Origin of the sequence: Corallococcus sicarius, from assembly GCF_003611735.1 — a bacterium.
Lineage (GTDB): Bacteria > Myxococcota > Myxococcia > Myxococcales > Myxococcaceae > Corallococcus > Corallococcus sicarius.
Genome location: NZ_RAWG01000178.1, coordinates 1 through 19,806, shown reverse-complemented (window position 1 = coordinate 19,806; position 19,806 = coordinate 1). Strand labels below are relative to the sequence as shown.

The window sequence follows — 19,806 nt, the reverse complement described above, 5'->3', positions numbered from 1 at the left end:
AGATCTCCACTCGACTAGTCGTCGGCAGCGTCAGATCTGTATAAGAGACAGGCCCACGACCGCGCCCCTGTCCCCAGCGGCCGCGGCGCGCAGCCCCGGCAAGGGGGACCCGTTCGCGGAGCCCGCCGAGCCCCGGCTGCCCATGGGCGGCTCGCCCGAGGAGAAGCTGGAGTTCTTCCGGGGCATCCTGAAGCAGAAGACGGAGACGCTGGCCCGGGCGCGCGCGCTGTACGCGGAGCGCGAGGCGGAGCTGGCCCCCCTGCGGGCCGCGCTGGAGAAGGCGCGCAAGGACGCGGCCACGGCGGGCGTCCCCGGAAGGTCGCAGGCCCAGGACGAGCAGCGCGCGCAATTGGCGCAGGCGAAGATCGCCGCGCTGGAGGCGGAGCTGGCCGCGTCGGAAGCGGACCGCAAGGACCTGTCCCGCGCCCTGGCGGAGGTGGAGTCGGAGGTCCCCCGGCTGACGGAGGAGCTCCAGGCGGAACGCGAGTCGCGCGGCTCCATGGCCGAGGAGCTGGTCGGCGCCAAGGAGGCGCTGGGGCTCGCGCAGGACCGGGTGGCGGAGCTGGCCGCGGGCAAGTCCGAGGCCCAGGGCGCGCTGGAGGCCGTCCAGGAGCAGTACCAGTCCGTCCTCGATGACGTGGAGCGGCTGACCGCCGAGGTCCAGACGCTCACCACGGAGCGCGACGCGCTGTCGCTGCGCATGGGCCAGCTGGAGGCGGCGCTCGCGGAGGCGCAGGGCTCGCTGGGCACGCTGGAGAGCGAGAGCGACTGGTCGCGCAGCTCGCTGGAGGAGGCGCACACCCGCGCGAAGCAACTGGAGGAGGAGCGGGACGCCGCGCGCCGGCAGCTCGCGGTGGTGGAGGACGGGCTTCGTTCGCTCCAGACGCAGGTGACGGAGCTGGAGCGGTCGCTCGCGCTGAAGGACGCGGACGCGGTGGGTCTGCGCGCCGCGCTCACCGCGCGCACGGGGGAAGCCGCGGAGCTGCCCTCGCTGCGCAGCGCCCTGGAAGGCCGCGCCGCGGAGGCCAGCCAGGCCCAGGCGCGCGTCCGTGCGCTGGAGGCGGAGCTGGCCCAGGCGCGGGAAGGGTCGCGCGAGGAGGTCGAGGCGGCGGAGGTCCGGGCGCGGATGGCCGAGTCGGAGCTGGCCTCGCTGCGCGAAGTGCTGGAGGCGGCCGAGGCCGAGCAGATGTCGCTGCGCGACCGGATGGAATCGGACGCGGCGGCGCTCGGCGAAGCGGTGCACGAGGCCGAGGCGAAGGTGGCGGAGCTGACGGCCCAGGTGACGGCCGCGCACGCCGAGCGCGAGGAGCACGCGCAGCAGCTCGCCGCGGTGGAGCGCAAGGTGGCCACCACGCAGGCGGAGCGCATCGGCTTCGCGGCGCGCGTGTCCATGCTGGAGACGGCCTCGGGTCAGCGCGAGGCGGAGCTGCAGCGCCTGCAGGCCCTGGTCGCCAAGGCGCAGGAAGAGCTGTCGCTGGAGCGGGCCCGGCGCGAGGCGGTGGAAGCCGAGGCCGCGGACGCCCGGGTGAACGCCGCCGAGGCCGAAGCGCGCGTGGACGCGCTGTCAGTGGGGCAGGGCGGACAGCGTGAAGAGCTGGCGTCCCTCACGGAGCAGTTGGAGGCGGCCCGTGCGGAAGCGGACAAGGTGGACCGGCTCCACCAGCGCGTGAAGATGGTGGAGGGCGCGCTCGAAGCCTCCGAGTCCAAGCGCCGCGTCGCGGAAGCACAGGCTGCCCGCGTGAAGGACCTGGACGCCGCGAAGGCCGCGCTGGAGGCGAAGCTCGCGCAAGCGACCACCGCGCTCCAGGCGGAGCAGGCCGCGAAGACGGCGCTCGAAGCGAAGCTCACGCAGTCCGGCAGCACTTCGCAGGGAGACAAGGCCGCGCTGGAGGCGAAGCTTGCCCAGGTCAGCGCCGCGCTCCAGGCCGAGCAGGCCGCCCGGCAGGTGCTCGAAGCCCAGCTCGAGGACGGACCCGCAGCGGGCGCGGCCGTGCCCGCCGAATGGGCCCAGGAGCGCGACCAGCTCAAGGCGGACCTGGCCTCCATGAAGCGCAAGCTGATGGCGGCCGAGGCGGCGCTCGAATCGGCCGCCAGCACCAAGGCGAAGGTGGCGAGGCTGGAAGCGCAATTGAAGGCCCTGAAGTAGAGGTTCCACCTCCATGTCCTTCGCCGCGCCCACGGATCCGCTGACGGGCATGCAGGCGGCCCGCTTCGGGCTCTACCTGCACTTCCCGTACTGCCTGGCCAAGTGCCCCTACTGCGACTTCGCGGTGGCCGTGGCGCGCCAGGTGCCGGAGGAGCGGTACGCGAACGCGGTGCTGGCGGAGCTGGACGCGCGGCTGTCCCTGAACCCGGAGCTCCGGACGAAGCCGCTGGAGTCCCTCTTCCTGGGCGGGGGCACGCCGTCCCTGTGGCACCCGCGCCACGTCGCGCGCGTGCTGGAGGGCATCGCCGCGCGCATGTCGCTCGCCCCGGGGCTGGAGGTGTCGCTGGAGGGCAACCCGGAGCGCTCGGATGCGGAGCGCTTCGCCGGCTACCGCGCCGCGGGCATCAACCGGCTGTCCCTGGGCGTGCAGTCCTTCCAGCCGGAGACGCTGAAGGCCCTGGGCCGCGCGCACGACGCGGCCATGGTGGAGGGCGCGGTGGCGGCGGCGCGCAAGGCGGACTTCCCGGTGGTGGCGCTGGACTTCATCTACGGCGTGCATGGCCAGACGCGCGCGCAGGTGGAGGCGGACGCGCACCGCGCGGTGGCGCTGCAACCGGAGCACCTGTCCACCTACGCGCTGACGGTGGAGCGCGAGGTGCTGGCGGAGGACACGCCCCTGTCCAAGCAGCTGGCGCGCGGGGAACTCTCGCTGCCGGAGGACGACGACGTGGTGGCCATGGCCCGCACGGTGCGCGACGTGTACGGCGCCCACGGCCTGTCCCGCTACGAGGTGTCCAACCACGCGCGCCCCGGCTTCAGCTCGCGGCACAACGCGCTGTACTGGACGGGCGGCGAGTACCTGGCGCTGGGCGTGGGCGCCACCGGCATGCTGCTGACGCCGGAGCCCCACCGCTACGTCAACCTGCGCAGCCCGGAGGCCTACCTGCGCGCGGTGGAGGAGGGCCGGGTGCCGGAGGCGAGCCGCGAGGCGCTGGGGCCGGAGGAACTCTTCGCCGAGCGACTGAGCATGGGCCTGCGGCTGGTGTCGGGGGTGGACTGGGAGGCCGTGTGTGAGCGATACGGCCAGCCGGTGGAGCCCCGGCGCGCGGAGGTGGAGCGCCTCGTGGCCCATGGCTTCGCCACGCGGGACGGGCGCAGGCTGGCCCTGACGGAGCGTGGCGCGGACGTGCACAGCGCCGTCTGTGCGCGGCTGCTCTAGTGGATGAGGAAGGACGTCGAGCGTGCTGACCAAGTGGCTGATGTGGATGGGCCTCACGATGCTGACGGGCAGCCCGCTCGTGTCCCTGGCCGTGCTGGCCCTGCTGCTGTTCACGGCGGACCGCTTCACCCTCCAGGTGCTGCCCAGTCCGGTGCGCGCCCTCAAGAAGTGGCAGCGCGCCGGAGCGCTGGCCGGCACCATCCTCACCAACACCCACGACCGCCGCGCCCGCGCGGAGCTGGCCGACATCCGCCTGGGCCAGAAGCGCTACCAGGAAGCCGTGGACCTGCTGCGCCCCAACCTGGACGCGGGCGACGACGACGTGGACACCCTGTATCTGCTGGGCGTGGCCTACCTGGGCGCGGGCGAGGCGCCCAAGGGCGAGCTGCTGCTGGATGAGGCCGCGCGCCTGGACGCCGACTACAAGCAGGGCGCCATCGACCTGGAGCGTGGCCGCTTCCGCCTGCTGCACGGCGACCTCAAGGGCGCGCGCGAGGCCCTGGAGCGCTTCCTCCAGGTGCGCCAGGGCTCGGTGGAGGGGCGCGTGCTGCTGTCCCGCGTGCTGGCGAAGGAGGGGCTCGCGGCGGAGGCGAAGGCCACGCGCGACGCCGCCTGGCGCGAGTACACCGTGGCGCCCCGCTTCCAGCGCCGCCGCGACCGCTGGTGGGCCTACCGGGCGCGCCCGTCCCGCCCGCTGACGTACGCCGCCGTGGCCCTGGTGATGATGGGCGTGGGGGCCTACGCGACCCGCTACCTGCCCACGCAGGCGCTGCCCGGGGGCTACCAGCGCTACCAGGATGGGCCCTACGATGAGCCCTACGCCACGGATGACCTGGGCGGGGACGACGCGGAATAGCCCGCGCGAGGCCCGCTCCCGGGCTTGTCGCGTGCCGCCACGAGGCCCGCCCCGCGCATGTTCCCCTCACCGTCCCAGGTGCTGCGCCAGCGGGAGGGAACGCTGGCGGACACGCCCTTCCCGCTGCTCTTGCACGCGCTGATGGTGGAGGAGCGCACCTGCACGCTGGAGCTCAAGGTGCGCCAGCGCGAGAAGCGCATCACCTTCGAGGACGGCGCCCCGGTGGCGTGCCACTCCAACCTCCTGCACGAGACGCTGGGCAAGTACCTGGTGGAGAAGGGCCGCCTCACGGAAGGCGACTACCAGAAGGCCCTGGGGGAGAGCGTGTCCTCCGGCCTGCAGATGGGCGCGCTGCTCGTGCAGAAGGCGCTCATCAGCCCCTTCGACCTCTACAAGCAATTGCAGGCGAACCTGGCGCACAAGCTGCTGGATTGCTTCCGCTGGACGGAGGCGCGCTACCGCCTCATCTCCGACGTGGAGCCCCCGGACGCCACCGTGCGCGCCAACAGCGCGCAGCTCATCCTCACCGGCGTCTCCACCGTGCTGCCCTTCGACGCCGTCACCACGCACTTCACCTTCACCGACGACCGCCGCTTCGGACAGATGCCCGGCGTGGAGTCCGCGCCCAAGCTGTCGTCCAGGGACGCGCGCCTCTTCCAGGCCCTGCGCCAGCGGCCCACCTTCAACGAACTGCTGGAGCGCACCGGCTTCGACATGGAGTCCGTGCTGCGCAGGCTCTACGCCCTGTGCCTGCTGGGCGCGTTCCTCTCCCACCGGAGCCAGGATCCGTTCAGCCTCCTGGACGTGCCGGAGGACGTGCAGCCGGTGGCGCTCAAGAAGGCGTTCCTCGCCGCCGCGGACCGTTTCTCCCCGCTGCGCTTCCACACGGCGGAGCTGAAGGAGAAGGCGGAGGGGCTGCTCGCCGCCTATGCCCGGGCCTACGGCGCGCTGTCGGAGCCGGAGCAGAACGCGCTGTGGAAGAAGCGCCGCCAGGCCCAGCGGGAGAAGGCCCGGGGCACCGGCCGGCCCACCGCGGCCGAACAGTTCCGCATCCGCACCGACCTGCTGGACGCGACCACCCAGTTCGACGAGGCGAAGCGGCGCCTGGAGGCGCGCAACTTCGCGGGCGCGTTCGAATACTTCGAGTACGCCTGCGACATCGACCCCCGGCCGCTCTACCAGGCCCACCGCGCCTGGGCGCGCTACCTGATGAAGCCGGAGGCCCACGGCCGGCTCGTCATCCAGGAACTCCAGGAGCTGGTGCGCCAGGAGCCCGCGCTGGAAGAGGGCTGGGCCTTCCTGGGCGACGTGGCGCGGGGGGAGGGCCAGTGGGCGCTCGCGGAGGACGCGCTGCGCAAGGCCTTCAAGCTGAACCCCCAGCAGCGCCGCTACGTGCAGCTCATCCAGGACATCGCCCGGCGACGGTGAGGCCCGCCGCCGGACGGAACCCGCCGGACGGGGACTACAGCGCCTTGAGGGCCGCGCGGTCGGCGTCGGACAGCCCCTCGCCGTTCGTCAGGTGGGTCACCGCCCGCTGGATGGGCACGATGTCCGGGCGCTCCAGCGTCTTGCCCTCGAGCAGCGAGTACATCTCCTTGAAGCCCGGGTACTCGATGACGGGGCCCAGCGCGTAGTCCTGCCCGACGCCGCTCGTGGAGCGGGGCTGGTTGGCGCAGTAGGTGAACAGCGGCACGAAGTAGCGCTCACCGGCCGGCACTTCAATGGTGACCCGCTGCGCGAGCAGGCCGTTCTGGATGTCCCCGTCCTTCGACACGAAGATGAGGCCCGGGGGCAGCGTCAGGGTGATGGGACCGCCCGTGGTGTTGTTGAAGATGAGGCACAGGGTCACGTCCTCGCCGCTGCCCTTGCCCTCGTCCCGGAACTTGTCGTCGCAGTCCACCGGATTTTCCGGGGAGAAGCTCTTGATGGGGCTCTCCAGCGTCAGCCCCGCGGGCAGGGTGAAGGACGCGCCCTGGGGCTGCGCCGTGGAACTGCCCAGCCCGGGGCCGGCGGACGCCTCCTTGCCACCGCCCCCGCCGCCGTCCGGCTTGTCGGTGCCCCCGCCGCTGTCATCGCAGGCCGCCAGCAACGCCACCGCCAGGACCACGCCCATTCGCTTCGCCATGTGCCAGTTCATCGAATCGCCTCCAGCGCACCTTGCGCGATGACCCGTGCCAACCATGAGGACCCTACAGCGTCAAGCACCCCGGGAACCTGCCTGGCCGATAATGTCAGCAAGCCGGGGGGCGGGCTCGCCTCCCCGGGCCACTTGGCCGATTCCCGGAGGGCGGCCTCCTGGCGGTAAGGTAGCGGCACAATGGGTCGGGAAGGCTCCCACCCTGGGGTTTTTTCAGTACAGGGGCGAAGCATGCGTCGCAGCGACGAATCAGGCCAGGTGGCGGTGGAGACGGCCATCGTGTTGCCCCTATTCGTATTCCTGCTGCTGGGCATCCTCCAGTTGGGGTTGATGCACCAGGCGCGGCTGCTCACGAAGTACGCGGCCTACAAGGCCGTGCGCGCCGGCTCCATCCACAACGCGGACATCCCCACCATGGAGCGCGCCGCCCTGGCGGTGCTGCTGCCCATGGTGAGCCAGGCCGCCAACGGTGGCGCGGAGACCATCAAGCCCATCACCAGCGCGCAGGACTTCAAGACCAAGTGGGAGTCCGGCGACATCAGCAAGAATCAGATGGCGGACGCCTCCGGCCTGAAGTTCGCGGAGGTGACCATCTGCGGCCCCCTGAAGGGGAACATGGGGTCCGGCTCCCACGACAACAAGGAGATGGACTTCGACGACCCGAAGGTCGCCTCCGGCGCCAACGGCTGGGCGGACAGCCTGCGCACCAAGCTGAGCGTGCAGGTGACGTTCAACTACCGGATGCCCATCCCGTTCGCGGACATGGTCATCTACAACATCGCGCGCGGTCGCAACCTGCCGTACGTGCTGCGGCTGGGCAATGACGGGGCCCGCGACGAGTTCATCTTCAAGAAGATGGCCCCGTACGACGCCGCCGCGGACAACAAACTCTACATCATGCCCATCCGCGCCACGTACATCATGCGGATGCACTCCAACCTCTACCTCACGCAGAAGGCGCTTCCGGAGGACAACGAATGCATCTTCCCGTTCGAACCGTGAGGTCCGCTCCGGCGCGGCGGCGGGCTCGGGGCCAGTCCCTGGTGCTCGCGTGCCTGTCGTTTCTCCTGCTGGCGCTGATGACGACGCTGAGCTTCAACCTCAGCCACGCGCTGCGCGAGAAGATGAGCCTGCAGCAGCACAGCGACGCGCTCGCCTACTCCATGGGCGTCGTGGAGGCCCGCGCGCTCAACTATTACGCGGTCAGCAACCGCGCCATCGCCTCCGCCTACGTCGGCATGACGTCCGTGCACGGGTACATGGCCGCGGCCAGCGCCACCGGCGACATGATGCGCGCGGGGCAGATGAGCTTCTTCATCATCGCGGGCCTGGAGGCCGCGCAGTGCCCGCCCTACAACATCCAGCACTGCATCGACGCGCTCGAAGCGCTGATGATCGCCATGGACTACAGCGACAAGGCCAGCGAGTACGACGACAAGGTCCAGGGCGTGGAGGAGGCCTTCAACAAGGTCATCCATGATCTCAACCGCATGGCGGACCAGATCCACGAATCGCAGAAGTCGGCCCACCGCGCGGCCCGCAACGCGCTGCGCGACGGCCAGTCCGCGAGCCTGTTGGAGCTGACCGAGTACAGCGCCAAGGGCGCCAGCGACCTCAATTCGTCGGTGGGCAGCATGAACTCGACCGAGTTCGACTGCGCGGTGGACGGGATGAACTGCCCGCGCGCCGGCAGCAGCAACGAGGCCCGCGCCCGGGTGATGACGGAGATCTCCAACGCGTCCCGCCCCGGCTGGGCGGCCAACCGCAGCCTCCCGGTCATCATGAACGGCCTGCCCACCTACTACAAAAGCGAGTTCATCCAGGACCTGCTCAAGGACATCCCCAGCGAGGGCACCCACATGATCCTCGGCCACCAGGGCACGGCGAAGGTCGCCCAGACCAAGAGCAACATCCACGGTCCCGGCCAGGTGGGCGGCAACGAGGGCAAGGTCGTCGTCGCCGACGAGCACGGCTACATCATGCAGCAGTGGCGCCACGGCTTCGGCGCCTGGAACTACGAGGCCGTCGTCGAGAGCAGCGACAGCGGCGGCAGCCACACCCCCAGCGGGGCCCACAGCGGGGACCACGACGAGTTCAAGGGCATCAACACCAAGGACCTGATGAGCTGCTCGGGCAGCGGCAACTGCTTCATGAAGTTCCGCGCCACCGACGAGCCGAGCGAGGACTGGGGCCAGCCGAGCGTCTACAGCTACGTCACCAAGCAGTTCTTCGTGGGCGACGCGGACCGCGCGCCGTGGGAGCTCAACGACACCGGCTCCTTCGCGCTCACGCACGGTGCCCAGGGCAAGGGGCAGCTGCGGCTCGCGCCGGGTGAGGGCGCGGCGCTGTCCAAGGCGCTCGTCTACTACCACCGCCTGGGCCCCAACGGCTGGAAGGAGGCCCCGGGCCTCTTCAACCCCTACTGGCGCGTGAAGCTGCACCCCTTCACCTCCGATGAGGCGTCGGAGGTGCTGGAGAACGCCGGCAACTCGGACGCGGCCGACCTCGCGGGCGCCAAGGACCTGACGCTATGAGCCGCCTGATGCCGCGCTTGGTGACGCCGTCCCGCCGTGCCCTCCGGGGGGCCGCCTCCGTGGAGATGGCGCTGTCGATGATCGCGCTCATCCCCATCTTCATGTACGCGCTCTTCCTGGACGACCTGCTGCGCTACTCGCTGGACGCGCAGGAAGCCGCGGTCACCACGGTGTGGGACTTCACCACGCAGGACTATACGAAGGCCCTCAAGCAGAGCGGCGGCGGCGGCACGGGCCCGCAGGGCGGCCTCTCCAGCGTCCAGCACAACGCCCGGCTGACGTACTGCGACCACGAGTCCGGCATCGACCGGCCGGATGTCATGTCCGGCAGCAACTACGCGGACTGCGAGGACACGGACCACCACACGGCGGTCGTCGCCCACGTCTGCTGGATGAACACCGACGCCAAGCAGGTGACGTGTGAAGCGCCGGACAAGGGCGCGGGCGCCCTGGGCGGCCTGGCGGACGATTACGGGGACGAGTTCACCAATGGCGGCCTCATCAAGTGCTCCGCCCGCGCGGTGGTGGAGAACTACCTGCTGCCGGAGGAGTTCCTGCCGGAGTTCAGCGATGGCGTGAAGCTGACGAAGAAGAACTGGAAGCAGGAAGGCGTGGAGAACGTCCACGACAACGCGCAGCAGGGCGTGGGCGGCGAGGACGGCAACGCCTACTTCCTCGCCGAGCAGCGGATGGCCATCCTCACCGACACCTGGGCCCTGACGGAGGATGCGGACATCTCCCCGTCGGACGGCAGCGGTGAGATGTACGACCGCGTGAAAAACACCTACACGAACGTCAACACCTACTACCAGATGGTGGCCAGCCATGAGGAGTTCCGGGACAAGATCACCGAGGACCTGCTGGACGGCACGATGCTGTACGCGTTCGAGGACGCGCCCTCGGACCCGTACCTGTCCATCCACCCGCATCTGGCCAACATGCAGACACCGGCCAACACCGTGGACCAGGAGGGGAGCACGCGCTACTTCAACCAGGAGTGGCGCGACTGGGACGACGACAAGAACCGCGGCACCTATGATCACCCCGAGCGCGGTGAGTGGTACATGGGGTGCAAGAGCTCGGAGTCGTGCTGATGCAGTGGGCCACGCACCCCGCCTTCCGCACCGCGGCGGTGCTGGTGTCGGTGGCCGTGGCGGGCACGCTCCTCGGCATGGGCTGGGAGGAGGTCCGCTACGGCGGCACCCGCACGGAGCTGGAGCGGGCCGAAGCGGCCGTGGACGCGGTGGCGGAAGAGGCGCGCGGCCTGGAGCGCACGAAGCACGATGAGGCGGTGCTGGCGCGCACGCTGTCGTACTTCCCGCCCTACCCCAATGGGGGCCGTCCGGAGGCGCTGGCCGCGGACTACCTGGGCCCGGACACGCCCATCGCCGTGGCGTGGTTCGCGACGAAGGACTCGTCGGACCAGGTGCTGCAGCACTACCGCAAGTTCCTCCTGGACCAGGGGCTGCCCGTCGTGGGCATGCGCTTCAACGACAACGCCGGCTACGTGGGCTACTGGGTTCCCAAGGACGACGAGGTCCGGTTGATGTCCACGCTGCACCAGGGCGGTGAGACGATGGTCTTCGTCTCCTCCGCGCGCATGGCCCGCTACCTGGAGCGCGCGGGGCGCGTGCCGGACGGCGTCCCGGTGCCGCAGGGCCTGAAGGACGCGGCGTCCCTGTCGCTGCGGATGGAGGGCGCCACCAACGTCACCGTGACGGGCCGGGTGCCGGACACGACGCTCCCCGACGTAGAGCAGGGCTACCGGGAGTTCTTGCGCACCCAGGGCTGGAACGTGTCCGAGGGCCGCCCGGCGGGCTTCCAGACGACCGAAATCACCCTGACGCGCACGGGGCTGCGCGGACAGGCCACCTTGCGGCAACCTGCCGCGCAGCGCGACGTGGAGTTCCACCTGTCGCTGATGCGGGCCCAGGGCGCGCCATGAACGGGCGCGAAAAGGAGCGGACGATGATGCGGTTCACCAGGGGAGCCCTGGCACTGGGCATGGGCGCGCTGTTGTGGGCGACGCCGGGCATGGGCGCCTCCAAGTGCGAGCGCCGGTGCGCGGAGGACAAGGCCAAGATGGAGAAGGTGTGCAAGGACACCGCGAAGAACGCGGTGGCCATGTGCATCCAGATCGCCGGCCAGGCGCGCGACAAGTGCATGAAGAAGTGCGCGGACCCGGCCGCCTACAAGCGCGAGCGCAACAAGGCGAAGGGCGGCGACTCAGCGGGGACTCACGATGCCCACTAGCCTCCAGCGCCGCCTCCAGCGCGGCCAGGCCATGGCGGAGTACGGCGTCATCACGGCGGCGTTCTTCGGCTTCACCGTGCTGAGCTGGCCGTTCCTCATCCAACTGCTGCGCTCGCTCAACACCTACTTCCAGTCCATCTACTACATCATCCAGTCGCCCATCCCCTGACGTCGGGGACGGGCGGCCGGGACGGGTGGAGCGCTACGGCTTCACGGTGGTGACGAACACCGCCTTGCCGTCCTGCACCTTCATCACCACGGCCTGCTTCACCGCGTCGCGGTTGGCGTCCAGGTTGATGGTGCCCGCCACGCCCGGGAAGTCCTTCGTCGCGGCGAGCGCGTCGCGGATGGCGGGCCCGCTGGTGTCCGGCGCGCGCTTCATCGCGTCCACCAGCAGCCGCGCGGCGTCGTACGCGAGCACCGCCACGCTGTCCGGCACCGCGCCGTAGGCGGCCTTGTACTTCTTGAGGAAGCCCTGCACGACGGGGTCCGGGTTGTCCGGCGAGTAGTGGTTGGAGAAGTAGCTGCCATTCAACGCGGAGCCGCCCAGCTCGAAGAGCTTGTCGGAGTCCCACCCGTCACCGCCCAGCAGCGGCACGCGCAGGCCCACCTCGCGCGCCTGCCGCGCGATGATGCCCACGTCGGTGTAGTAGCCGGGCACGAACACCGCCTCCGGCTTGCGGTTCTTCAGCGCGGTGAGCTGCGCGCGGAAGTCGGTGTCGCCCTTGGAGTAGCTCTCCTGGCCCAGCACCTCGCCGCCGAACTCCTTGAACTTCTGCTCGAACACCTCAGCCAGCCCCACGGAGAACGCGCTCTTGTTGTCCACGAGCATCGCGACCTTGGACAGCTTCAGGTTCTCCCGCGCGAACTTCGCCATCACCAGGCCCTGGAACGGGTCGATGAAGCAGACGCGGAAGATGTAGTCGCCCTTCTTCGTCACCTCCGGACTGGTGGACGTGGGCGTAATCATGGGCACGCGCGCGGCCTGCGCCTTGTCCGCCATGGCCATGGACACGGACGACGCGGCCTCGCCCAGCAGCGCCACCACCTTGTCCTGCGCGATGAGCCGGGTGGCGGCCTGGGCGCCTTCCTCCGGGCGGCCCTGGCTGTCGTAGACGCGCACCACCAGCTTCTGGCCGCGCACACCGCCCTCGGCGTTGGCCTCCTGCAGCGCCAGGTCGATGCCGTTGCGCGCGGAGATGCCGAAGGTGGCCTCGGAGCCGGTGAGGCTGCCCACCTCGCCAATCAGGAGGGTGCCCGCGGGCGGCGGACCCGGAGGGGCGGCCGTGGCCGAGCCCTCCTGGGACGCGGGCGCGGCCGTGGGCGCTGGGGCGGACTTCTTCTCACAGCCCACCAGGGCGAGGGCCAGCGCGGTGAGCAGCAGGGGCAGGGGACGGCGCATCGGTGGGGCTCTCCTGTCTTGAAGCTTGAAGCGAAAGCGGGAAGCGAACGGTCGCACCCTAGCTTGACCTGCCGCAGGGCGGCGAACCGGCTCGGGGCGGGCGTTGGGCGGTGCCCACCCTGGACGCCCTCCCGGCAGGTGCGCGGGTGTGACCCTGATTTGAATGTGGACTGAATAGGTCCACATTACGTAAGAGGCCGTCGGGCATCGGGCCCGCGAAGCCACAGGAGACACCCTCACACATGCTCCGGATGAGCAAGATGACCGACTACGGCATCGTGCTGATGACCGAACTGGCGCGCGCGGACGGGGAAACCCGCACCACGCGAGAGCTGTCGGCCCGCACACGTGTCGCGCTTCCGTCCGCGAGCAAGGTCCTCAAGGGCCTGTTGCAGGCGGGGCTGGTGGTGTCCCACCGCGGCGCGAGCGGAGGCTATGGCCTGGCGCGCCCCGCGGAGGCCATCTCCCTGGCGGAGCTGGTGACGGCGCTGGAGGGCCCGGTGGCCCTCACGGAGTGCGGCCAGCACACGTCGCCCGCGGTGCCCTGTGAGCTGGAGGCTGTCTGCCAGGTGCGGGGCCACTGGCGACTCATCAACCAGGCCATCCAGGAAGCGCTGGGGCGGCTGACGCTCGCGGACCTGCGGGCGCCGGCGCCGCGCATGCCGGATCGCCTGGTGGGCCTGGGGCTCTCCAGCGCCCTTCCTTCTTCCGTGACGGGAGTCCGGTCATGAGCAGCACCGAAACCATCCAGGAACTGACCCGCAAGGGGTACCAGGCGGGCTTCGTCACGGACGTGGAGTCGGACACGCTTCCGCCCGGTCTGGACGAGGACGTCATCCGCGTGCTGTCGCGCAAGAAGGCGGAGCCCGCGTTCATGCTGGACTGGCGCCTGAAGGCATACCGGCACTGGCTCACGCTGAAGGAGCCCACCTGGCAGGCGGTGAAGTACCACCCCATCAACTACCAGGCGATCCGCTACTACTCCGCGCCCAAGCAGAAGCCGAAGAAGGACAGCCTGTCGCAGGTGGATCCGGAGATCCTCCGCACCTACGAGAAGCTGGGCATCCCGCTGGAGGAGCAGAAGCGGCTGCAGAACGTGGCGGTGGACGCGGTGTTCGACTCCGTGTCGGTGGCCACCACGTTCCGGGAGAAGCTCTACAAGGCGGGCGTCATCTTCTGCTCGTTCTCCGATGCGGTGCGCGAGCACCCGGAGCTCATCGAGCGCTACCTGGGCACGGTGGTGCCCTTCTCCGACAACTTCTTCGCGGCGCTCAACTCCGCGGTCTTCAGCGACGGGTCCTTCTGCTACGTGCCCAAGGGCGTGAAGTGCCCCATGGAGCTGTCCACGTACTTCCGCATCAACGCGGTGGACACGGGCCAGTTCGAGCGCACGCTGCTCGTCGCGGACGAGGGCGCCTCCGTGAGCTACCTGGAGGGCTGCACCGCGCCCATGCGCGACACCAACCAGCTGCACGCCGCGGTGGTGGAGCTGGTGGCGCTGGACGGCGCGTCCATCAAGTACAGCACGGTGCAGAACTGGTACCCGGGCGACGCGGAAGGAAAGGGCGGCATCTACAACTTCGTCACCAAGCGCGGCATCGCGCACCAGGGCTCCAAGATTTCGTGGACCCAGGTGGAGACGGGCTCGGCCATCACCTGGAAGTACCCCAGCGTCATCCTCAAGGGCGACGACTCGGTGGGCGAGTTCTATTCGGTGGCGCTCACCAACCACCGGCAGCAGGCGGACACCGGCACGAAGATGATCCACATCGGGAAGAACACCCGGTCCACCATCGTGTCCAAGGGCATCTCCGCCGGGCGTGGGCAGAACACGTACCGGGGGCAGGTGAAGATGCTCAAGAGCGCGGCGAACGCGCGCAACTACACGCAGTGCGACTCGTTGCTGCTCGGTGACAAGTGCGGCGCCCACACGCTGCCGTACATCGAGGTGAAGAACCCCACGGCGCAGGTGGAGCACGAGGCGTCCACGTCGAAGATTGGCGAGGACCAGCTCTTCTACTGCCGGCAGCGGGGCATCTCCCAGGAGGACGCGGTGTCGATGATTGTGAATGGCTTCTGCCGGCAGGTCTTCAAGGAGCTGCCGATGGAGTTCGCGGTGGAAGCACAGAAGCTCTTGGGCGTGAGCCTTGAAGGGAGCGTGGGGTGATGTCGCTGCTCAGCATCCAGGACCTGCACGCGCGCGTGGGCGACAAGGAGATCCTCAAAGGCATCAACCTGGAGGTCGCCCCCGGTGAGGTGCACGCCATCATGGGGCCCAACGGCTCCGGCAAGAGCACGCTCGCGGGCGTGCTAGCGGGACGTGAGACGTACGTGGTGACACAGGGGCGCGTGCGCTTCGACGGCAAGGACCTGCTGGCGTCCAACGCGGAGGACCGCGCGAAGGCGGGCGTGTTCCTGGCGTTCCAGTACCCGGTGGAGATTCCCGGCGTGGGCAACCTGCACTTCCTGCGCACGGCGCTCAACGCGCAGCGCCGCGCGAAGGGCGAGGAGGAGCTGGACGCCATGGACTTCATGCAGCTCGCCAAGGACAAGGCGAAGCTGGTGGAGCTGGACAGCACCTTCATGGGCCGCTCGGTGAACGAGGGCTTCTCCGGCGGAGAGAAGAAGCGCAACGAGGTGTTCCAGATGGCGGTGCTCCAGCCGAAGCTGGCGCTGCTGGATGAGACGGACTCGGGCCTGGACATCGACGCGCTGCGCATCGTCGCGGGCGGCGTGAACGCGCTGCGCGCGCCGGACCGCGCGATGATTGTGATCACCCACTACCAGCGGCTCTTGGACTACATCGTGCCGGACCACGTGCACGTGATGGCGGCGGGCCGCATCGTGCGCTCGGGCGGACGCGAGCTGGCGCTGGAGCTGGAGGAGAAGGGCTACAGCTGGCTGGGCGGGGAGGGCGTCGGGGCCAGCAAGGCGAAGGAGGCGCGGCGATGACGCCGGGCCTCGCGCAGTACCTGGAGATGGCCCGGGCCTTCCAGGCGCGTGGGAGCGCGAACGCGCCGGCGTGGCTCAAGACGCTGCGCGCGGAGGGCCTGCGCCACTTCGAGGCGGCGGGGCTGCCCACGTCGAAGGACGAGGAGTGGAAGTACACGCCGCTGTCCGCGCTGTCGGCGCACCCCTTCCAGCCCGCGCGGGACGTGTACGCGGGCGAGGACGTGGCGGCGGCCGTGGCGCGGCTGGCGCTGCCGGGCCCCAGGCTTGTCTTCGTGGACGGGCGCTTCGTGCCGGCGCTGTCGGTGCTCACCGGCCTGCCGCGCGGGGTGGTGCTCAAGCCGCTGTCGCAGGCGCTGCGCGAGGATGGCGAGCTGCTGGAGCGCACGCTGGGCCAGCGCACGCGGCTGGGGGCGCATGCCTTCACGTCGCTCAACGCGGCCCTGCTGGAAGAGGGCGCGCTGCTCACGCTCGCGCCCCGGGCGCTGAGCGAGGTGCCGGTGCAGCTGCTCTTCATCGCGCGCGGTGGCGGCGTGCCCATGCTGGCGAGCCCGCGCGTGGTGGTGGTGGCGGGCGAGGGCAGCGAGGCCACGCTGGTGGAGACGTACGCGGGGTTGGGGACGGAGGCGACCTTCACCAACACGGTGACGGAGGTGTCGCTGGGCGACAACGCCAGCCTGCACCACTACAAGCTGCAGTCGGAGGGCGACGCCGCGCTGCACCTGGGCGGGCTGTACTCGCGGCAGGGGCGCGACAGCCGCTTCCAGTCGCACGCCTTCTCGTTCGGCGGGGCGGTGGCGCGCAACGAGGTGCACGCCGCGTTCGCGGGCGAGGGCGGCGAGTGCGTGCTCAACGGCCTGTTCGTGGGCCGGGGCACGCAACACCTGGACAACCGCACGGACCTGGACCACGCGGTGCCCCGCTGCTCCAGCCGGGAACTCTACAAGGGCGTGCTGGATGATCGCGCGCGCGGCACCTTCCACGGGCGCATCCGCGTGCGTGAGGACGCGCAGAAGACGGACGCGAGCCAGACGAACCGCAACCTCCTGCTGTCGGAGGGCGCGCAGGTGGACGCCCGGCCGCAGCTGGAGATCTTCGCGGATGACGTGAAGTGCGCGCACGGCACGGCGGTGGGCCGGCTGGATGACAACGCGCTGTTCTACCTGCGCTCGCGCGGCATCCCCCGGCCGGAAGCGGAGCGGATGCTGACGCAGGCGTTCGCGAGCGAGCTGGTGCTCGCGGTGCCGCAGGGGCCGGTGCGTGCGCGGGTGGAAGAACTGCTGTCGGGGAAGCTGCCGGGCGGTGCCCGGCTGGAGGTGACGGGATGAACGGGCCTGGATTCGACCTCGCGCGGGTGCGGGGGGACTTCCCCATCCTGAGGCAGGAGGTGCGGGGCCGGCCGCTGGTGTACCTGGACAGCGCGGCCACCGGGCAGAAGCCGCAGGCGGTGCTGGACGCGCTGACGCACTACTACACCTACGACAACGCCAACGTGCACCGGGGCGTGCACATCCTCTCCGAGCGCGCCACGCAGGCCTTCGAGGAATCGCGCGAGACGGTGCGCCGCTTCCTCAACGCGAAGGACGCGCGGGAGATCATCTTCGTGCGAGGCACCACGGAGGCCATCAACCTGGTGGCCGCCACCTACGGCCGCAAGCACGTGGGCCCCGGTGACGAGGTGCTCATCTCCGCGATGGAGCACCACTCCAACATCGTGCCCTGGCAGATGGTGTGCGACGCGGCGGGCGCGAAGCTGCGCGTCATTCCGGTGGACGAGCAGGGCGCCCTGCAACTGGACGCGGTGGACGCGCTGCTCACCGAACGCACGCGCCTGCTGGCCATCACCCATGTGTCCAACGCGCTGGGCTCCGTGAACCCCATCAAGGAGCTGGTGGCGAAGGCGCACGCGAAGAACATCCCGGTGCTGGTGGACGGGGCGCAGTCGGTGACGCACTTCCCGGTGGACGTGCAGGACCTGGACTGTGACTTCTACGCCTTCAGCGGGCACAAGCTCTTCGGGCCCACGGGCATCGGCGTGCTGTACGGCAAGCTGGCGATGCTGGAGTCGCTGCCGCCGTACCAGGGCGGCGGGGACATGATCCTCTCCGTGACGATGGAGAAGACCGTCTACAACCGCGTGCCGCACCGCTTCGAGGCGGGCACGCCGGACATGGCGGGCGCGGTGGGGTTGGCCGCGGCCATCCGCTACCTGGAGGGCGTGGGGCTCGCCGCCATCTCCCAGCATGATCAATGGCTGCTCGCCTACGCGACGCGGGCGCTGGAGGCGGTGCCGGGGCTGAAGCTGGTGGGCACGGCGCCGAACAAGACAGGCGTGCTGTCGTTCACGTTCGGGGACATCCATCCGCACGACGTGGGCACCATCCTGGACCAGGAGGGCATCTGCATCCGCACCGGGCACCACTGTGCCCAGCCGCTGATGAAGCGCTTCGGGGTGGCGGCCACCGCTCGGGCGTCGCTGGCGCTCTACAACACGCCGGAAGACGTGGATGCGCTGGTGAAGGGGCTGCACAAGGTGAGGGAGGTGTTCGCGTGAGTTCGGACCTGAAGGACCTCTACCAGGAGGTGGTGCTGGAGCACTCCAAGCGCCCGCGCAACTTCCGGGTGGTGGAGGGCGCGACGTGCACGGCGGAGGGCTACAACCCGCTGTGCGGCGACCAGCTCTCCGTCACGCTGCGGATGGACGGCGACGTCATCCGCGACATCGGCTTCCAGGGCCAGGGGTGCGCCATCTCCAAGGCGTCCGCGTCGCTGATGACGGGCGCGGTGAAGGACAAGACGCGCGCGGAGGCGGAGGCGATTTTCGAGCGCGTGCACACCCTGGTGACGGAGGGGCCGGAGAAGGTGGATCCGGACACGCTGGGCAAGCTCGCGGTGCTGTCGGGCGTGAGCGAGTTCCCGGCGCGGGTGAAGTGCGCGAGCCTGGCGTGGCACACGCTGCACGCGGCGCTGGATGGCCGCTCCACGTCGGTTTCGACGGAGTAGGGGAGGGAACGATGCGAGGCGCGATGACGGTCATCGAGCGCGACGTGGACGCGATGCTCATCCCCAGTGGGGACAGGATCTCGCTGCCAGCGGGCTCGGAGTTGACGGTGGTGCAGACGCTGGGCGGCAACGTCACGGTGCAGGACCCGTACGGCCAGCTGTTCCGCATCGACCAGAAGAACGCGGACGTGCTGGGCGAGGAGTACGCGGCGAAGGAGAAGGCGGCCGACGCGGACGTCACGCCCGGCGAGTTCAGCGAGGAGCAGGTCTGGGAGCAGCTGCGCACGGTCTACGACCCTGAGATTCCCGTGAACATCGTGGAGCTGGGGCTGGTGTACACGTGCAAGGCCACGCCGCTGGAGGAGGGCGGCCAGCGCGTGGACATCGAGATGACGCTCACCGCGCCCGGCTGCGGCATGGGACAGGTGCTGGTGGAGGACGTGCGCTCCAAGGTGTCCGCGCTGCCCGGCGTGAAGGAAGCCCGCGTGGAGCTCGTCTGGGAGCCGCAGTGGGACCAGGGCCGCATGTCGGAAGTGGCGAAGCTCCAGCTGGGCTGGATGTGAGGCGCTAGGCCAGCGCCTTGCGGCCCCGGGCCACCAGCCCCAGCGTGGCCACGGCGGCCAGGCCTCCCGCGATGAGGCGGGGCCAGCGCGGCGCGGTGACATCCCGCTGGGTGATGGCGGGCGTCATCCGCTCCGCGTAGAGCTCCACCAGCGCGTGCTCGAAGGCGAGCAGGTCATGGGGCCCGCGGCTGGACACCCAGTTGCCGTCGCGCACCACGGGCTCGTCCGTCCAGTGCGCGCCTGCGTTCTCCAGGTCGTTGCGGATGCCGGGCCAGGACGTGAGGTGCCGGCCCTCCAGCAGCCCCGCGGACGCGAGCAGCCACGGCCCGTGGCAGATGACCGCGATGGGCATGTCCAGCAGGTCCGCGTCGCGCACGAAGTCCAGCGCCAGCGCGCTCTGCCTGAGGAAGTCCGGGTTCATGAAGCCGCCGGGCAAGAGCAGCGCGTCGAAGTCCGCGGCCTTCACCTCGCGCAGCGTGGCGTCCACGCGGACCTTCTTGCCGGGCACCAGCAGGTTCATGCCCCGGATGCGGCCCTTGTGGAGGGAGATGATGGTGACGTGCGCGCCCTCCTTCTCCAGGCGCTTCACCGGCCGCGTCAGCTCCACCTGCTCGAAGCCATCCGCCGCCAGCACGGCCACCCGCATCCCCTTCAGCTTCTTCATTGCTCCGCCCCTCCCGCAGTCGTGGGTTTCCAACAGGTCCGTCGTGCAGGGTGGCCATGCCCTGGGGGACGGGGAAGGGG

At 70.1% G+C, this 19,806-nt stretch carries 20 protein-coding genes; 17 read left to right on the top strand and 3 right to left on the bottom strand.

What is annotated here, in order from left to right:
* The 4 genes from D7X12_RS45610 to D7X12_RS24885 form a co-directional block, all read left to right on the top strand.
* Window positions 1-2,146 (top strand): coiled-coil domain-containing protein (locus D7X12_RS45610; RefSeq protein WP_120627776.1); only part of this gene is annotated, 2,146 nt, incomplete at its 5' end.
* Window positions 2,147-2,159: 13 nt separating this feature from the next.
* Window positions 2,160-3,365, top strand: coding sequence for a radical SAM family heme chaperone HemW (gene hemW / locus D7X12_RS24895; RefSeq protein WP_120627774.1), 1,206 nt, complete (start codon window positions 2,160-2,162; stop codon window positions 3,363-3,365).
* Between the two features lie 25 nt (window positions 3,366-3,390).
* Complete coding sequence (locus D7X12_RS24890) at window positions 3,391-4,221, top strand: hypothetical protein (RefSeq protein WP_244224755.1); 831 nt, start codon at window positions 3,391-3,393, stop codon at window positions 4,219-4,221.
* Window positions 4,222-4,278: 57 nt separating this feature from the next.
* Window positions 4,279-5,649, top strand: coding sequence for a DUF4388 domain-containing protein (locus D7X12_RS24885; protein ID WP_120627773.1), 1,371 nt, complete (start codon window positions 4,279-4,281; stop codon window positions 5,647-5,649).
* A gap of 34 nt (window positions 5,650-5,683) precedes the next feature.
* Here the strand turns inward: D7X12_RS24885 and D7X12_RS24880 are convergent, their stop codons facing one another.
* Window positions 5,684-6,346, bottom strand: coding sequence for a hypothetical protein (locus tag D7X12_RS24880; RefSeq protein ID WP_147443797.1), 663 nt, complete (start codon window positions 6,344-6,346; stop codon window positions 5,684-5,686).
* Window positions 6,347-6,589: 243 nt separating this feature from the next.
* Here D7X12_RS24880 and D7X12_RS24875 point away from each other — a divergent pair, with 243 nt between their 5' ends.
* From D7X12_RS24875 to D7X12_RS24850, 6 genes are read left to right on the top strand one after another with little or no spacing between them, the layout of a single operon-like run.
* Window positions 6,590-7,360, top strand: a complete 771-nt coding sequence (locus D7X12_RS24875; protein ID WP_120627771.1) for a TadE/TadG family type IV pilus assembly protein — start codon at window positions 6,590-6,592, stop codon at window positions 7,358-7,360.
* Window positions 7,357-8,892 (top strand): hypothetical protein, encoded by a 1,536-nt coding sequence (locus D7X12_RS24870; RefSeq protein ID WP_341868240.1) that lies wholly within the window; start codon window positions 7,357-7,359, stop codon window positions 8,890-8,892. The genes D7X12_RS24875 and D7X12_RS24870 overlap by 4 nt, the downstream gene beginning before the upstream one ends.
* A gap of 8 nt (window positions 8,893-8,900) precedes the next feature.
* Window positions 8,901-9,986: a hypothetical protein gene (locus D7X12_RS24865; protein ID WP_120627769.1), complete on the top strand. Its 1,086-nt coding sequence runs from the start codon at window positions 8,901-8,903 to the stop codon at window positions 9,984-9,986.
* Entirely contained in the window at window positions 9,962-10,837 is an 876-nt protein-coding gene (locus tag D7X12_RS45125) for a hypothetical protein (RefSeq protein WP_147443796.1), read from the top strand. Before D7X12_RS24865 ends, D7X12_RS45125 begins: the two co-directional genes overlap by 25 nt.
* Window positions 10,838-10,860: 23 nt before the next feature.
* Window positions 10,861-11,145: a hypothetical protein gene (locus D7X12_RS24855; RefSeq protein WP_147443795.1), complete on the top strand. Its 285-nt coding sequence runs from the start codon at window positions 10,861-10,863 to the stop codon at window positions 11,143-11,145.
* Window positions 11,135-11,314 carry a hypothetical protein gene (locus D7X12_RS24850; RefSeq protein ID WP_120627766.1) on the top strand — a complete coding sequence of 60 codons (180 nt, stop codon included), beginning with the start codon at window positions 11,135-11,137 and terminating at the stop codon, window positions 11,312-11,314. Before D7X12_RS24855 ends, D7X12_RS24850 begins: the two co-directional genes overlap by 11 nt.
* Window positions 11,315-11,347: 33 nt before the next feature.
* Here the strand turns inward: D7X12_RS24850 and D7X12_RS24845 are convergent, their stop codons facing one another.
* On the bottom strand, window positions 11,348-12,547 hold the full coding sequence (locus D7X12_RS24845; RefSeq protein WP_120627765.1) for an ABC transporter substrate-binding protein: 1,200 nt from the start codon (window positions 12,545-12,547) through the stop codon (window positions 11,348-11,350).
* A gap of 242 nt (window positions 12,548-12,789) precedes the next feature.
* Between D7X12_RS24845 and D7X12_RS24840 the strand changes: the two genes are divergently transcribed.
* From D7X12_RS24840 to sufT, 7 genes are read left to right on the top strand one after another with little or no spacing between them, the layout of a single operon-like run.
* The gene (locus D7X12_RS24840; RefSeq protein ID WP_120627764.1) at window positions 12,790-13,278 is read left to right on the top strand and encodes an SUF system Fe-S cluster assembly regulator; all 489 of its coding nucleotides are present in this window, start codon (window positions 12,790-12,792) and stop codon (window positions 13,276-13,278) included.
* Window positions 13,275-14,714, top strand: coding sequence for a Fe-S cluster assembly protein SufB (gene sufB, locus D7X12_RS24835; RefSeq protein WP_120627763.1), 1,440 nt, complete (start codon window positions 13,275-13,277; stop codon window positions 14,712-14,714). The genes D7X12_RS24840 and sufB overlap by 4 nt, the downstream gene beginning before the upstream one ends.
* Entirely contained in the window at window positions 14,714-15,499 is a 786-nt protein-coding gene (gene sufC, locus D7X12_RS24830; protein ID WP_120627762.1) for a Fe-S cluster assembly ATPase SufC, read from the top strand. The genes sufB and sufC overlap by 1 nt, the downstream gene beginning before the upstream one ends.
* A complete protein-coding gene (gene sufD / locus D7X12_RS24825; RefSeq protein ID WP_120627761.1) occupies window positions 15,496-16,824 on the top strand; it encodes a Fe-S cluster assembly protein SufD in 1,329 nt (442 codons plus the stop codon). The genes sufC and sufD overlap by 4 nt, the downstream gene beginning before the upstream one ends.
* Window positions 16,821-18,050, top strand: a complete 1,230-nt coding sequence (locus tag D7X12_RS24820; protein WP_120627760.1) for a cysteine desulfurase — start codon at window positions 16,821-16,823, stop codon at window positions 18,048-18,050. The genes sufD and D7X12_RS24820 overlap by 4 nt, the downstream gene beginning before the upstream one ends.
* Window positions 18,047-18,499 (top strand): Fe-S cluster assembly sulfur transfer protein SufU, encoded by a 453-nt coding sequence (gene sufU, locus D7X12_RS24815; RefSeq protein WP_120612232.1) that lies wholly within the window; start codon window positions 18,047-18,049, stop codon window positions 18,497-18,499. Before D7X12_RS24820 ends, sufU begins: the two co-directional genes overlap by 4 nt.
* An 11-nt stretch (window positions 18,500-18,510) precedes the next feature.
* Complete coding sequence (sufT, locus tag D7X12_RS24810) at window positions 18,511-19,062, top strand: putative Fe-S cluster assembly protein SufT (protein ID WP_120627759.1); 552 nt, start codon at window positions 18,511-18,513, stop codon at window positions 19,060-19,062.
* 4 nt (window positions 19,063-19,066) lie between these two features.
* Here sufT and D7X12_RS24805 read toward each other — a convergent pair whose 3' ends face one another.
* Window positions 19,067-19,726, bottom strand: a complete 660-nt coding sequence (locus D7X12_RS24805) for a type 1 glutamine amidotransferase domain-containing protein (RefSeq protein WP_120627758.1) — start codon at window positions 19,724-19,726, stop codon at window positions 19,067-19,069.
* Window positions 19,727-19,806: the final 80 nt, after the last annotated feature.